This window comes from Bacillota bacterium, from assembly GCA_030705925.1.
In the GTDB taxonomy this organism is placed as follows: domain Bacteria; phylum Bacillota; class Clostridia; order Oscillospirales; family Feifaniaceae; genus JAUZPM01.
This window is the reverse complement of record JAUZPM010000046.1, coordinates 1-17,060: the sequence shown is the minus strand read 5'-3', so window position 1 is coordinate 17,060 and position 17,060 is coordinate 1. Positions and strand designations below refer to the sequence as shown.

The 17,060-nt window shown below is 40.0% G+C and carries 10 protein-coding genes; all 10 read left to right on the top strand.

Going from position 1 to position 17,060, the window contains the following annotated elements; genetic code table 11:
* Window positions 1–219 precede the first annotated feature (219 nt).
* Complete coding sequence (locus Q8865_07965; protein MDP4153353.1) at window positions 220–3,219, top strand: glycoside hydrolase family 2 TIM barrel-domain containing protein; 3,000 nt, start codon at window positions 220–222, stop codon at window positions 3,217–3,219.
* A gap of 54 nt (window positions 3,220–3,273) precedes the next feature.
* On the top strand, window positions 3,274–4,191 hold the full coding sequence (locus Q8865_07960) for an ABC transporter permease (protein MDP4153352.1): 918 nt from the start codon (window positions 3,274–3,276) through the stop codon (window positions 4,189–4,191).
* 9 nt (window positions 4,192–4,200) lie between these two features.
* Complete coding sequence (locus Q8865_07955) at window positions 4,201–5,226, top strand: ABC transporter permease (protein ID MDP4153351.1); 1,026 nt, start codon at window positions 4,201–4,203, stop codon at window positions 5,224–5,226.
* Window positions 5,216–6,205 (top strand): ABC transporter ATP-binding protein, encoded by a 990-nt coding sequence (locus tag Q8865_07950; GenBank protein ID MDP4153350.1) that lies wholly within the window; start codon window positions 5,216–5,218, stop codon window positions 6,203–6,205. Before Q8865_07955 ends, Q8865_07950 begins: the two co-directional genes overlap by 11 nt.
* On the top strand, window positions 6,198–7,127 hold the full coding sequence (locus Q8865_07945; protein ID MDP4153349.1) for an ABC transporter ATP-binding protein: 930 nt from the start codon (window positions 6,198–6,200) through the stop codon (window positions 7,125–7,127). Before Q8865_07950 ends, Q8865_07945 begins: the two co-directional genes overlap by 8 nt.
* Before the next feature lie 66 nt (window positions 7,128–7,193).
* Complete coding sequence (locus Q8865_07940; protein MDP4153348.1) at window positions 7,194–8,822, top strand: peptide ABC transporter substrate-binding protein; 1,629 nt, start codon at window positions 7,194–7,196, stop codon at window positions 8,820–8,822.
* A 332-nt stretch (window positions 8,823–9,154) separates the two neighbouring features.
* Window positions 9,155–10,396, top strand: coding sequence for a 2,3-bisphosphoglycerate-independent phosphoglycerate mutase (gene apgM, locus Q8865_07935; GenBank protein ID MDP4153347.1), 1,242 nt, complete (start codon window positions 9,155–9,157; stop codon window positions 10,394–10,396).
* A gap of 115 nt (window positions 10,397–10,511) precedes the next feature.
* Window positions 10,512–11,252 (top strand): ABC transporter ATP-binding protein, encoded by a 741-nt coding sequence (locus Q8865_07930; protein MDP4153346.1) that lies wholly within the window; start codon window positions 10,512–10,514, stop codon window positions 11,250–11,252.
* A gap of 2 nt (window positions 11,253–11,254) precedes the next feature.
* On the top strand, window positions 11,255–12,907 hold the full coding sequence (locus Q8865_07925; protein MDP4153345.1) for a hypothetical protein: 1,653 nt from the start codon (window positions 11,255–11,257) through the stop codon (window positions 12,905–12,907).
* Window positions 12,908–13,241: 334 nt separating this feature from the next.
* Window positions 13,242–17,060 (top strand): hypothetical protein (locus tag Q8865_07920; GenBank protein MDP4153344.1); only part of this gene is annotated, 3,819 nt, incomplete at its 3' end.

The following is a 17,060-nucleotide window of genomic DNA, read 5'->3' as shown; positions in this document are numbered from 1 at the left end:
GTACGTAGACCCGTTTACGGGTAGCAAGTAACACACTTTTGCAAGTGGCAGACCGTACCAGCGCCTTGAGGCGCCGCCAGAAAAACAGGGCTTTGCCCGCATATGAAGAACCCCCGGCTTTGCCGGGGGGTAACTATTTATATGCTAAACATGCTTGTTTTCACAACGGTTTTAGGTTATTATGTATTCGATTTAAGTAAATATTCGAGGAGAGTATATATGAAAAAGATATGGGAAAACCCAGAAATCCTTAAAATAAACCGAGAAGAACCGCGGAGCTATTACATACCCTATGATACACTTGAAAGCGCGGTTAAAGGAGTAAAGGAAGAATCTCACTACTATAAATGTTTAAATGGTGACTGGGCTTTTTTATATTTTCCACGTGAGTTTGATTGTACAAATGGAATCATACAGAGTGATTTTTTAAAGTGGGAAACAATACCCGTGCCGTCTAATTGGCAGATGCATGGCTATGATGTTCCTCAGTATACAAATGTGACATACCCTTATCCTGTCGACATCCCTTATGTTCCGGATGAGAATCCTGTCGGGCTTTATGGATTTGAAACTGAAATATTCTCAGACTTTAAAGGCAGGGAATCTTACATAGTTTTCGAAGGTGTAAGCTCGTGCTTTTTTCTTTACATAAACGGGAAAAAAGTTGGATACAGTCAGGGTTCTCACCTTGTATCGGAATTTAATATAACCAAATATATCAAACCGGGTAAGAATCGAATTGTTGTTAAAGTTCTTAAATGGTGTGACGGCAGTTATCTTGAGGATCAGGATTTTTACAGGCTGTCCGGCATTTTCAGAGATGTTTACTTATTGTCAAGGAATGCAGACAGTCATATAAGGGATATTAGTGTAAATGCTGCCCTTGACGCACATTATAAAAATGGCTTGCTGTCTGTCAAAGTTGATTTTTTAGGTAAAAAGAGTGAGTATAAGACAAGTCTGATAGACACAGACGGTTCGACTAAAGAATTTACTGGAGATTTAAAATTGCCGAATGTGCGGAAGTGGAATGCGGAAGCACCTGAGCTGTACACACTAATAATTAAATGCAAGGATGAATTTATCCCGATAAAGACGGGATTCAGAAATTACGAGGTTTCTTCTAAAGGCGAATTTCTTGTGAACGGCGTTCCGGTTAAGCTGAAGGGTGTAAATAGGCATGACAGCGACCCGAAACTTGGCTATTCGGTGCCTCTGTGGCACATAAAACGCGATCTAACGCTCATGAAACAACATAATGTCAATGCAATACGCACATGTCATTATCCTAATACAAGTGAATTTTATAACCTATGCGACGAGTATGGATTTTACGTTATTGATGAAACAGATATTGAACTTCATGGCTTTGTCTATCGTGATCCGAATATTAAGGGTTATCAGACCTACAACGATGAGTGGCCCTGTAATATGCCTGAATGGAGAGAAGCGTTTGTTGAGCGTCTCGTAAGGATGCTTGAACGTGACAAAAATCACCCATGTATTTTTGCGTGGTCGCTTGGAAATGAGTCGAGCTATGGGAAAAATCATGACGCAATGGCAGAAGAGGCACACCGCAGGGATAAGACAAGACTTGTTCATTATGAAGGCGCCCGTTATGCCGATAACCCGCCTTCGGTCGATATTATAAGTCATATGTATTCGTCACCGGAGGACATTGAAAACATTTACTTAAAAGACGGAGATAAACGGCCTTATTTTCTGTGTGAATACTGTCATGCCATGGGCAACGGCCCTGGAGATCTCAAGGATTACTGGGATGTAATTTATAAATACCCCAGATTTATTGGGGGCTGTGTTTGGGAGTGGTGCGACCATGCCGCCGTTAAAAATGATGAGAACGGGAACGAATACTTTACTTACGGCGGTGATTTTAATGAGTACCCGCATGATGGAGTTTTCTGCGTAGACGGGCTTGTATTTCCGGATAGGACGCTCTCAACAAGCATTCTTGAGATGAAATCAGTTTACCAAAATATCAAGACAGTGCTGAAAAATGAAAATACTGTTGAAATAACCAATCTGTTTGATTTTACACCGCTTTCATCATATAAACTGGAGTGGGCTCTTGAGCGTGACGGGGATATTATAGACAGCGGCAGCATCGGTTTGCCATGCGTATTGCCTCATAAAAAAGCTAGAGTTACTCTGCCATTAAATCTGCCGAAAGTATGTAAAGATGGCGTTTGTCTTAACCTCTCATATGTGACAAAGAACGACGCAAAATATGCAGATGCCGGGCATGAAGTTGCATTTACGCAGCTTGATATGAAGGTAAAACGCGTAAAAGATGCTTTGCCAAGTGATATTTTACGTATACTTGTTAATGAAGACAGGGAATGCGTTAATATCAAGGGCAAGGACTTCGAATACAGTTTTAATAAATTTTATGGCGGCTTTGCCAGCCTTAAGATTAATGGAGAAGAAACACTTGCTGGTATAACTTCTTACGGCGTTTACCGTGCGCCGACTGATAACGACAGGAACATTAAGAATAAATGGAATTCATATAAAGAAAATTTCAAAGAAAATGAATTAATGAACCTGATGGGAGCAAAAGTTTATGATGTAAAAGTCAAATCGAGTGACAGCGAGGTTGCCATAACTGTTAAATCATCGCTTTGCGCAAAATCAAAATTGCCTCTTTTATACGTCACGACTAAATACTTAATCAACGGTCATGGATTCATAACTGTTTACACGGACGTGGATGTACGTGAAACCGCAGTATATCTGCCGAGGTTTGGAATGGAGCTTTTATTGTTGCAGGGCTTCGAGAATATAGAATATTACGGTATGGGGCCGGGACAAAGTTATATAGATATGAAAAACTATACGAGAATGGGTAAATTCAAAAACACTGTGACAGGAGAGTATGTTCCATATATACATCCGCAAGAACATGGAAATCATACTGGGTTGCACTGGGCAAAAGTTTTAAAAGATAAAGGGACAGGCATTGAATTCTCGGCAGAAAAAAGCATTGACTTTTGTGCAAGCCATTTTACCGCTAAAATGCTTGAAGAAAACAGTCACAGACATACCTTGACGCCTATGGCGGAGACGCTTGTACGTATTGATTATAAGGTTTCCGGACTTGGGTCAAACAGCTGCGGACCTAAACTGAATGAAAAATATCAGCTGAATGAGAAGAAGTTTTCTTATTCCTTTACGATAAAACCAGTATTTAAAAATTAGGATTAAAGCCCCTTTGCCGTCACGGGGAGAATTTAATCAAGGAAGGGGAAATATGTGGCTAGATTTCTTATTAAAAGAATAATTTTTTCGGTTTTTACGATTATATTCGTCGCCACGCTGACCTTTTTCTTAATGAATTTGGTGCCAGGCGGCCCCTTTACAGATGAAAAATCGTCTGCCATTTCAACAAGAAAAGCAATGGAGATAAAGTATGGTCTTGATAAACCAATGTTAGTTCGTTATAAAAATTACATGTTAAGTGTTGCACATGGGGATTTTGGCGAATCAATAAAGATGAAGGGCAGGTCAGTATCAAATATAATAGCAGAAAAATTCCCCGTTTCGGCAGAGCTTGGGGGAATAGCTGTTATTATCGCAATCTTGATCGGCATGCCGCTTGGCATTATTGCCGCTTTTGAACGCAAAAAGACGGCGGACAACCTTATTTTATTTTTTTCAACTTTATTAATGTCGGTTCCCAGTTTTATTCTCGGAACGGTGCTACTGATCTTTTTCGGAGTTGATTTAAAAATTTTTCCGACTTTTGGACTTTCTTCGCCCCTTCATTACATATTGCCGGTTATAACACTTGCGCTTTACCCTGCCGCAAACATAACAAGGCTGATGAGAACAAGTATGATCGAGGTTTTAAATAAGGATTATATAAAAACCGCTTATGCAAAAGGATTATGTTCACGTTCTGTCATATCTAAACACGCATTAAGAAATGCAGTGATACCCGTTATAACAGATCTCGGACCTATGACGGCTTATATATTGACGGGAAGTTTCGCAGTTGAATCAATCTTTTCAATTCCGGGTCTTGGCGGTGAGTTTATAAATTCAATTACAAGCAGAGACTATCCGCTTATTATGGGTGTTACAATTTTTCTTGCCGTGATAATGGTTTTGGTAAATCTTTTAGTCGATTTTTCTTATCACTTGATTGACCCCAGGATAAGGCTGAACTGAGGCGGATGTATGATTAATGATATAAAAAATTCATTTTCCCTGCAGCTTAAGCCGGACAGTTTTGCTAAAGTAGACAAAGAAAAAATATTCAGAAGTTCTAATATTAATTATAGAAGGAAGTATATAAACTTAAAAGCAATAACTTCGTTGATTATTTTAGCATTAATTTTGATTTTGGCTTTTATTGTACCGCTTTTTTACCCTTATTCGTACAGTGAACAGCTCAGAAATTGTGAAAATTTAAAACCTTTTCAATTCTCAAGCTATGAAATGTCGTTAATTGATAACGGGACAAAGCTTTTTCCGCACGTTTTTGGAACTGATAATTTAGGGAGAGATATGGCGGCTCGTGTTCTCACGGGGGCTCGTATATCTATGTTTATAGGCGTTTTCGCAAGCCTGTTAGTAATGATTATTGGATCGATATATGGGGCAATTTCTGGATATTTTGGAGGAGCGCTTGACCTTGTAATGATGCGGATAGTGGATATAATTTATACTCTGCCCGACATTCTTATTGTTATATTATTGTCAGTATCGCTTAAAGTTCCGTTAAATAAAGCAGTTGAACATAATCATGCTCTAAGTGCAATAGGAGCAAATCTTATTAGTGTATTTATTGCGTTTGGACTGCTTTACTGGGGGTCGGCAGCACGTATAGTAAGAGGACAGATAATGTCGATTAAGCAGTGCGAGTTTATAACGGCTGCCAGAGCATACGGAGCATCCAGTTCAAGGATAATAACAAAGCATTTGATACCTAACTGCATCGATACAATAATTGTTATTGCGACTCTTCAAGTGCCGACGGCGATTTTTACCGAAAGCTATTTGAGTTTTCTTGGACTGGGAGTGAGCGCACCAATGCCTTCTCTTGGGTCATTAGCAGCTGATGCTGTAAATGGAATATCTCTTTATCCGTATAGGCTCATCGCTCCGGCGGCAGCAATCACCATTATTATCTTTGCGTTCAATATGCTTGGAGATGGACTTAGAGATATGTTTGATGTAAAGGAGGCTTTCATTGAAGACTGACATGCTTCTTGAAGTTAATAATCTTACCATCAAGTTTGATTCACCAGCAGGTGAGATCAGGGCAGTAAATGATGTATCATTTTCACTGAAAAAGGGTGAAACACTTGGAATAGTCGGTGAAAGCGGGAGCGGAAAGAGTGTTTTGGCTCATTCAATTATGGGGTTATTGCCTAAAAATGCTAAATCAAGCGGATCTGTCAAATTTAATAGTACGGTAATTTTAGGGATGCCAGATAAGCTTATTCGAAACATACGGGGAAAAGAAATAGGGATTATTTTTCAAGATCCAACTACTTCATTAAATCCAGTTCTTACAATTGGCGCTCAGATAAAAGAGGTTATAACACTGCATAAAAATATCCGAAATAAACAGGCACAAGAGCAGGTTTATGATCTTCTGACTAAAGTAGGTATAAGTGATGCTGAAAAGAGAGCAGGACAATATCCACATGAACTATCCGGCGGCATGTGCCAGCGGGTTATGATTGCGATGGCGGTGGCTTGTGAACCCGCCCTTCTTATTGCCGATGAGCCTACCTCGTCCCTCGATGTTACTATTCAGATGCAAATTCTTAAACTTATAAAGGAAATACAAGAAAGAACGAATATGTCCTTGATTATGATTTCCCATAATATTGGAGTTGCTTCTGATTTTTGCGATCGTGTTTCGGTAATGTATGGGGGAAGGATCGTTGAGTCAGGCAAAACTTCAGAAATATTGGAAAGCCCGGTTAATCCGTATACTGTGGGGCTTTTTAATTGTATACCATGCTTGAATGGTCAAACACTTAAGCCTATTGAGGGATCTTTAATAAACCTAAATAAAATAGCCGCGGGTTGTCCCTTTGCACCGCGATGCGGAAGCTGTATGACAATGTGCTTGACAAATTATCCCCCGGAGTTATCGATTTCAGGAGACCATAAGTGTTCATGCTGGTTAAACTTTAAAAAAGTTTATGAAGGTAATTTCCATGAGTGAAAAATTAGTAGAAGTTTTTGACCTTTCAAAATCATTCCCTGTAAAAATGGGCAAAGTCAAAAATATAAAAGCGGTTGATGATGTCAGCTTTTATATCAATAGAGGAGAGACGCTGGGACTGGTTGGGGAGTCTGGATGTGGGAAATCAACGGTGGGCAAAACTGTATTAAGGCTATATGAGCCAACGTCCGGTAGAATTATATACGACAACAGCGATATAACTCATGCAGATATGAAACCATACAGGAAGAAAACGCAGATGATTTTTCAGAATCCTTTTTCTTCATTAGATCCACATATGACTGTTGAAGAAATAATCGGTGAACCGATAGATATACACCATATCGTTAAAAACAAAGAGGAGAGAAAAAGACAAATATTAAAGATGCTGGAAGCTGTTGGCATCGGAGGGGAAAACTTAAAAAGATATCCCCATGAATTTTCCGGCGGGCAGCAGCAGCGAATTTCCATTGCAAGGGCACTTGCTGTTTCGCCTGAGTTTATAGTTTGCGACGAGCCGGTATCCTCTCTTGACGTTTCAGTTCAGGCTCAGATCTTAAACATGTTTAAGCGTTTAAAAGATGAAAAGGGATTGACATATCTGTTTATATCACACGATATGTCAGTAATAAGTTATCTAAGTGACCGCATTGCCGTAATGTATCTTGGAATAATAGTGGAAATTGCAGGCAGCAATGAGCTTTTGAGTCATCCCGCGCATCCTTACACACAAGCGTTGTTATCTCTAATTAAAGACCATGAAAATGTTCTTAAAGGGGAGATGCCAAGCCCGATAATTCGGCCATCAGGCTGCCCTTTTTGTACCAGATGCCGGAGGGTTACATCGGCTTGCAGCGAGTATGTGCCAAAGCTAAAAGACATTGGGAATAACCATTTTTCGGCCTGCCGCCTGTCAAATTAATTCATTGACTATTGTTACTTTGAGTGATAAAATTTAGCTTAATAGTACATAATTGGAGGGTTTTTCATGAAAAGAGTCTTCGCATTGGCCCTAGCTTTTACCATGCTATTGACTGTGTTTTCTGCTTGCGGAAAGACAACTGCAAGTTCGGATAAAACTATTTCTGTCGAAATAGGGTCTGAACCGGAAAGCGTAGATCCGGCATTTTGCAGAACGGTTGACGGCGACACGCTTGTCCTTCATAACTTTGAAGGCCTTGCTAAGCTGGATAAAGACGGAAAGCCTGTCCTTGGAATGGCTGAATCTTATACCCAGAGCGAGGATAAGAAGACATATACATTTGTACTTAGGAAAGACGCTAAATGGTCGGACGGTCAACCCGTTAAAGCAGGAGATTTCGAATATGCGTGGAAAAGGGCTATAGACCCAAAAAATGCTGCGTCATATGGATATATGTTCGATGTGATAAAGGGCGGGGAAATATACTATAAAGATCCGTCAAAAGATAAATATGATATAAATGACGTTGCTGTTAAGGCACTCGACGATAAGACGCTTAAAATTGAACTTTCAGCTCCTTGTCCATATTTTATGGAGCTGCTTGCGTATCCAACATATGCTCCGGTCAGAAAGGACATTGTGGATGGAAACGATTCTTGGGCGACAAAACCAAATACATATGTCGGAAATGGACCATATAAACTAGTATCATGGAAGCATAACTCAGAAATGGTCTATGAAAAGAACCAGAATTACTATGACGCCGCTAACCTTGGACCTGACAAAATCCGTTTTGTACTCATGAGTGACAATAATGCGGCACTTGCTGCATTTAAAAAGGGTGACATTTTATTTGCAGATGACATGCCCAGTAATGAAATCGACGCATGGAAGGGAAAACCTGAATTTCATGCGGAAGGCGAACTGGGAACATGCTTTATTGATTTTAACAATACGAAAAAACCTTTCGATGATCCGCGCGTCCGCACAGCGCTTTCACTTGCTATCGACAGAAATTATATATGCGATAAAATCGGCAAGGCGGGACAAAAGCCGGCCGGAGCATTTGTGCCGATTGGCATGAGTGGTAAAGATCAGTCTAAGGAATTTCGTGCTGAGGGCGGAGATTACTACCCTGTAGACGGAGCAAGCTATCAGGCTAATGTCGCAAAAGCCAAAGAGCTGCTTGCGGCTGCCGGATATCCTAACGGTGAGGGCTTCCCCAAATTTGAATATCTATATAATACAGCAACAGGAAATAAAGAAAATGCTGAAGCATTCCAGAACATGTGGAAAACCAGTTTAAACATAGATTGTACCCTTCAGCAGCAGGAATGGAACGTTTTCAACGATACTAAGCAAAAAGGCAATTATGAAGTTGCGCGTTCTAGCTTTAACAGTGATTATAACGACCCTATTTCATTTTTAGATATGTTTACGTCCGATAACGTCAACAATTTCTGTAAGTATAATAATAAACAGTATGACGATTTGATTTCACAGATAAAATCGTCTGATGACAGAAATGTCAGGTATACAAAGATGCATGAAGCTGAAGCGCTGCTTATGAAAGATATGCCGATCGCTCCTATTTATTATAATGTAGACACTTATTTGATCAGCAGCAAGCTCAAGGGAGTATACAGCTCTCCGCTTGGGTTCAGATTCTTTAAATATGCAACAATCCAATATTAAACTGACAGACGCTCGCAAAAGGGCAGATAAAGAACAGGCGCTCGTCGCTGTATGCAGATACAGCAGGGCGCTTGTTCTGAAGTAAGCAAAAGTGCCCCGGTATGGGGTAGCTTGTGCCGTTTTGTGTTTACAAACCGTAACCTGAAGATTACGTTTAAAGATTCGATACTTCCTTTTTGTCTTTTCACCTATATGTAATCGCTTTTGCGGTGCGTGTAATTTTTCGACAGTCTGAAAACCGATCTTCATAAGATCGGTTTTTTACTGTAGAAGTTTATTTACAATATTAAAAATGATATAATAACATAAAAATATTTTACGGAGGAAAATAAATGAAATATATTTTAGTTATTGGAGACGGGATGGCGGATAATCCTGTGCCCGAGCTTAACGGAAAAACTCCCCTTGGAGCTGCCAATAAACCGCATATTGATGAACTCGCTAAAAAGAGCGAGGTGGGAACTGTTCGCACAATACCGATAGGTGTGCCCGCAGGGAGTGATACAGGCATTTTATCTATTTTTGGGTATGATCCCAGAAAATATTATACCGGAAGATCCCCGCTTGAGGCTGCTGGAAGCGGAGTTGAGTTAAAAGCCGGGGACATCTCATATAGATGCAATATGGTTGCATTATCAGACGACGATGTTCCGCTTGCTGAAAAGGTTATTTACTCTCACAGCGGGGGCTCTATTGAAGGCGATCAGTCTATCGCACTAATGAAATATCTCTTAGAAGATGCAAGATTTAGCGCCGCATCTAAAAAATATGGCATGAGTTTTCATTTAAATCCGTCGTTCAGACATATTGCGGTGCAATCGGGCGGGGATATAAGTGGGCTTATTGCTACTCCTCCGCATGATATTTTAAAGCAAAAAATCGGACAGTATTTACCCAAAGGAACCGGAAGTGAACCGCTTGTTGAATTAATGACGATAGCAAACGAAGTTTTAGCTAATGCTCCTATTAACGATGAACGCCGCAAATCGGGACATCTTCCTGCAAACGGAATATGGTTTTGGGCAGAAGGCACAGTTGCCAGCCTGCCTTCTTTCAAGGAAAAGTATTCGGGAAAGACTTGCGCTGCAATTACTGCCGTTCCGCTGGTTTCAGGCATAGCAGCCCTTGCGGGCGGTGACAGTATAGAAGTTGAAGGGGCAACAGGAGAAATTGACACCAATTACGAGGGCAAGGTTGACGCCACAATCAGTGCTTTAGATAAAGGATATGATTTTGTTTGCCTGCATGTCGAGGCTCCTGATGAGTGCACCCATAACGGCGATCTCAAGGGAAAGATCAAGGCAATCGAATACATCGACAGCCGCGTGATCGCTAATTTGGTTCCTAAGCTCGAAAAAAGGGGAGAAGATTTCCGCATTCTCATAATCAGCGACCATAAAACGCTCATGTCCACACGTACACATGACGGAGAGCCAGTTCCGTTTTTGATCTATGACAGCAGAAATAAAGTCGGAAGCGGTAATAGTTATACAGAGGAAAACGGCTTAAAGGGACCTTTTGTAGAGGATGGGTTTACAATACTTGCGCGATTGATGGAATTGAATAAACAGTAAATAAGTATACAATCGCAAAATCTTTTTGGATTTTCAGTAGATTCCTATTGACAGTCATATGAACCTGTGTTATTATTTTGTCAAAGATTACCCTTAATATTTAGGAGGAGTTTTTTTGTTAAAGTTACAACAGGTTAAAAAGGTATATGCAGGTTCTGGAAAGCCTGCGGTTGACGGCTTGACTCTTGATGTTAGGCCTGGGGAAATTTTTGGATTTATAGGTCCAAACGGTGCAGGAAAGACAACGACGATCAAGATGATTACAGGCATTTTGCCTCCAAATGAAGGCACTATTACGGTTAATGGGCACGATATCAAAACCGACCCTGTAGGAGCCAAGAGGTGTATAGGTTATGTGCCGGATGAACATATTGCATATGACCGCCTAAAAGGTATTGAATACTTAAACTTTGTTGCGGATATTTACGGCGTTTCGAGTAAAGCCCGCAAAGAGCGTATTGAAAAGTATTTGTCGATGTTTGAAATAGCTCATGCGGCAAATGACAGGATATCAGCATATTCACATGGAATGAAACAGAAACTGATGATAACCGGCGCTTTATTAAGCAGTCCCCCATTATGGATACTTGATGAGCCCATGACCGGACTTGACCCAAAATCCGCACACTTGTTAAAACAGGAAATGAGAAGCCATTGCGATCTTGGGAATACCGTTTTCTTTTCAACGCACGTCCTTGATGTTGCCGAGCGGCTATGCGACAGAGTCGGCATTATAAGCGGGGGCAGACTTATCGCAGTAGGCACAATTGATGAGCTTAAGAACAGAGAAGGCGGAGAATCACTTGAAAGCATATTTCTTGAGCTGACGAGCGGGGACGGCAGGGAGGAAGAATAATTATGAGTGCCTATATGCTTTTGCTTAAAACGCAGTTAAAGCTTGGTATAACAGCGTTTTCTTCTAGCTTTTCCGGGGTCAGTAAAAACAAATTTGTCAAATATTTAATGTTAGCGCTTATTTTATTTGCTTTTGCTGAAATTTTCGGAATGTATGGTTTAATGATTTATTTCTTGACTGACGCATTTATTAAAGCTGGTCAGACGGTAGCGTTTTTGACGATTGTTATTCTAATGTGCCAGGTCATTACGCTGTTTTTTGGTTTGTTTCAAGTGATGGGATCGCTGTACTATGCTAAAGATACCCAGTTTCTTGCTTCACTTCCTGTAAAGCAATCTACAGTCTTTGCGTCTAAGCTTTCGGTTACAATGTTATATCAACTATTAGTATTGCTTCCGTTTGCTGCGGTGCCTTTTGTTATTGTTGGAATAAAGACCGGAGCAGCTGTGATTTTTTATCTTAAAGCGTTACTTGTATTTATTGCTTTGCCTGTTTTGCCTCTTGCTATTGTTTCGCTTTTAGCATTAGTATTAATGCGGATCACAGCGCTAGCAAAACACAGGGACGTTATTACGATAGTATCAAGTGTAGTCCTTGTATTTGCAGGAATTTTTGCAAGCCAATGGTTCAGCAAAATGTCTATCGAATCAAAACGCGACGAGATATTGTCACGATTACTCTCAGGGGGGATGGATTTATCTGAGATTTACGGAACTATATTCCCTCCGTCTATATGGGCATCACATGCGGTAATGCAGAGCGGATTATCTAGCCTTGGCAACATGTTGTTATATCTTGTTTCAGCCACTATTTTGTTTGCAGTTATTCTATTGTTGGCGTCAAAGGTATACTACCGCGGAGTTACCGCAGGGCTTGAAACAGCGAATTCATCTAGAAAAACTAAGGGCGGGAAGCTTGACACTGCAAGCCATAGCGCGGTGAATGCTATATTCGTAAAGGAATGGCGAATATTATTACGTATTCCTATATACGCATTAAACGGTTTGACATCAGTTTTTATTGTTCCTATTATGCTGATTATTATGGGAAGTACGGGAAGCAATTCCAGCGATCCTAATTTTACAATGCTTATGAATACAATAAATCAAAATGCGGGCATTAGTGTTTCTTTTATAATTGCTGGTGTGATGTGCTTTTTTGCCGGAATAAACCCAGCAGCATCAACGGTTTATTCACGGGAAGGGTCTGCTTATGGTTTTTTGAAGTCTTTCCCGATAAGTGAAACTGATATAATAAAAGGTAAGTTTTTATTTTCGTTCTCTATTTCAGCTTCAGCGATAATATTTTCATCAATAGCGTTATATTTCATATTTCCTATAAAAATTGTTTATTATATAATCTCATTGGTATTATCTCTAATGGCATCTGTTATCTTAACGGTAGTAAATATATATGTAGATTATAGAAGACCAAAATTAGACTGGGTTAATTTTCAACAGGCTATCAAACAGAACTTTAATTCTGTATTAGGAATGCTTTTTTCAGCGGCAATAATCATCGTTTATGGTTTCATTGTATATGGCCTGTTAAAATTGCCCATAAATCAAATCGTATCATGCATTATTGTTTTTCTGCTCTTGACTGCCGGCTGTATTTATTCAGTGAGATTTTTGTTTAAACAGAAGACAATGTAAGCAATTTTTTGCCAAACCAATACACCTGTGACTGCTAAGTTATAGGTGTATTTTTATTTTTAAAAAAATATACATAATTAGTCAATTCTGTATATTGAGTGAAACTTAATATTTATATCATTTTATTCCCTACATGTATTTTTTGCTATTTGTATGCTCAATTTTACAAAAGGAGGTATTTTTGTTGAAAGTGCACAGCACTTGTATATTTATTTGTGGATTAATGACAATAGCCAAATATTATTAGTTATTGTAGAATGTTGAGTACATTGAATTGCCCTGTTTTAATACAGGGGGGGTTCAGAGAGAGAGAATCATACTGAGGAGGAAATGTATGAGAAGGGCACTAAAATCCATTATATCGCTGACGCTGGCTTTTGCTATGCTTGTGTCAGTTGGTGTAACAACAGGATTTGCACATTCTACTGAGAAAGAAGACTACTCGACCTATTCACAATCAGCAGTAGACAATTTGCTTAGTGATGGTGTAACTCCTGATGATGAATCGACCGCAAAACAAGCGGAAACAGATGCACAAAAATACGGCGACAGTTTTCTTTACAAAGATATGTCTGGTGGATTTAAAACTGATGGTACGGCAAAAACCGCCCCGGCTGCAAATGATAGTTATGCAGCGGACATATCCACGAATGTTACTGATAATGCACCGGTTATTAATCATACTCCGGTAACATCTACAATTCTCGGTAAGGATATTACGATTTCCGGCACTGCTATTGATGCAGATGAAAGTAACGGTGGAGTTGTATCAGTGAAACTGTTTTACAAACAGCGTTCACAAACAACTTATCAATCCGCAGAAAAAAGTTTTGCATCCGACAGCAACCCAAACGGGGTTTTAAACGCTGACTTTAGCTTAAACATTCCTGCAAGTGTAGTAACGGCTGATGCGGCATTTATTGATTACTACATCCAGGCGGAGGATCACGGTAACAATCTGTCTTACTCTGGAAATGCCGGTTCACCTAACTCTATAGAAGTCAAGGAGCAGACCTCGGCAGAAGCAGGGGAGAATACCACAAAAAATATTACAAAAGGCACATACCCGGATTTGATTATTACTGAGGCTGCTGTTAACAGTGCCAATTACAGTGCAACAGATTCAAAGGGGGCCGCTGTTCTTCAGGATGCTTATGACGCGATTGAAGTTTATAACACTACAGATCACGCAATCGATCTTAAAAATTATGCTGTCGGTTATAAGATGGATTACCCGACTAGCCTTGCAGCAGGGCATAGTTCGCCTAGCTACAGCAGCCTGACATCAAATTGCTCACAGACTACAATAAATCAAATAACAAAAACATCATCATACTGGGGCGACACTGCTAACGAGCCGTCAAGCCTGATGCTGCCCTCGCACGGAGTTGCTGTCTTGTGGGATAAGTATCTTCCGTCAGGAATAGCAACATACGAAAACAGCACAACAGATAAAAAAATATACACAGACTATACAGGCTTAAATTATAACAACTTGGCATCTACATATGGAATGACCTCGACAGATAATGCTTACCTCTGTGAAGCTCCATATGCTTCTGGTGGGACGTTAGGGCCTACATCAACAGGTGCCAAGAATTTCTACATGTATGACTTTAATGCAAATACCAGCCGTGCATGGCTCTTCCTTGTTGATAAAAGTGCAAAAATATCAGCGACTAAGACAGATCTGTTTGATGGTGACGTAAACAAAGATAATGCTGTTATAAAATCAGCTTCTTTTGTAATGAGAACTGATAAAAATGTCGATAATGGCAAGTCAGCTGAATTACTTTACAGACCGTCAGACGGTTTAGGATATGCAAAATATAATTCAACAACCGACAATACTTATAATCAAACACCTTCAATGGGAAAAATTTATTACTGGCAAAAACCAAAAACGGCTTCGGATACAGCCGCACCGGTAGTAACAAATACGACTGCCTCCAGCACTTCCGTCGCTGACTTTAATATCTCAGCCAACGTTACAGACGATAATGATATTAGATATATCGAACTTTATTATAAAAAGGATACTGATTCTGAATTTACAAAGGTTACACGTGACCTTGTTGCAGAGGGCGGAAGCGTTGCCGCAGATCTGAAATCTTTTGCGCTGAGCCAGACTATTCCTTCAACAGTATTGAAGGGGGCAGGGTCGCTTCAATATTATTTCAATGTAACTGACGGTAATGACAATGTTACAAACGTGGGCACCGCCGCAATGCCAAACTCGGTTACTGTTGTCGATAACAACGGACCGGTAATTTCATTTACTTCTCCGACTCAGACAAATTTTGTCTCTAAGTTTGACGGAAGTGTTGCGGTATCATATACAGATGAGTCTGATGTTGATGCAACATCAGTTTCAATGACGCTTGACAGTGCCCCTGTTGATTTGTCAGGAACATCGATTACAGCGACTGGCTTTACTTACAGTTTTGCAGCAGCACCTATAACAACTGCAGGCTCACATACATTATCGGTAACCGTAAAAGATAAGTCGTCTGCAGCAAATACGGCTACAAAGAGCTTTACTTTCAATATCATTTCAGCATCTTCTTCTGCAATCTATCATACGCCGGAAGCTGTTAATTCCGGGCTAAAGCCTACAAAAATATCTGCAATGGTGACGGATAACAACGATAATACCGTTATGCTTTATTATAAAAATAAAGTTGACGCCAATTATTCATCCGTACAGATGACCGTAGATCCGTCAACTGTGGTTCAAGGCGGAGGATTTACTTCGGCAGATTATGATGCTGAGATTCCGACATCGGTTTTCTCGGGCTCTGGAGAGGTGCAGTATTATATCGAAGCTGTCAACACGACAAACTCATCTGATAAAATGCGTCTGCCGACAGACAGCGGAACCGTATTTTCCTACACGCTTCAGTATACTTCAGATTTGATTGTTACTGAAGTAATGGCTAACGCACCTAACGTTGCAAGCAATGACGCATATGATGCGATAGAGATTTATAATGCATCCGGACGTGATCTTGATCTCAAGGATTATGCAATAGCTTATAAACGTGATCTTTATGGTTCTGATACTAATCTAGGTTTAAGCGGATTTATTAATCCTTATTTTACAGGAATAAATAAAATAACCGCGACTTCGAAGTTCTGGGGTCAAACTGAACCCGATAAACTCATTCTGCCAAAAAATAAAGCTGCGGTCATATGGGTAAAGTACACTGCTTCAACAGTGGCTACTAACACTGACTACACAAATCTTGATATAAATGACTTTAAGGCAGCATTTGGACTTGATGATAATACATTTATAGCTCTTGCAGAAAATCCTGTAACATCAATGACTGTTCCGATTGCATCAAATACAGCCGCAAGCTATAACGCATGTACAAATTTCTATCTTGTAAACGACTTTAATGCAAGCAGACGCGGCTGGTTCTATATCGTAAAAAAGAATGCAACTGTTACGGCAAATACTGATAACGACAGATTTCAGATTATTTCAGATCCGTCACTTATAGTTGGAACGGGCACTTTTATACTTACTGATAATGTTACAGATGGTAAAGCGACACAGCTTGGTTACGATTACTCAAACGGTTATACCACAACTAATTCTCAGTTTAAGGATGTAAACCAGACATTCGGTAAAATCTACTACTGGCAGAAGCCGAAGGACGGTTTTGACAAAACTAAGCCTGTAATTTCCCATACGCCGTTAGCATCGGCAGGACCGGACAAAATCAATATAGTTGCTAATTTGAGCGATGATACAGATGTTCGCGTCGGTCGAGTTTACTATAGAGTTGACGGCGGCGCATGGAAAACATATGAGAAGGATTTTGTCCTTGAGGACAGCACCTATTCAACAAGCAAGGCGCTCAGCTTTACGGTGCCTTCAAATGAAGCGCTGGGCAAATCAACAGTCGATTATTATATTGAGGCAATAGATGGTAACAGCAACTCTATAACAGAAGGAACAGCGGATAAACCATTCAGCGTTGCAATAACTGATACTGATGGTCCGACAATAAATATTACCTCCCCATCTAATAATGCTACATTCGAAGGTAACTTTATTGGATCGCTTACAGCATCTATCAGTGATATTACAGGGCTTGACAACAGCAGTATAAAAATTGCGTACGATAATACCTCTATTGACGCT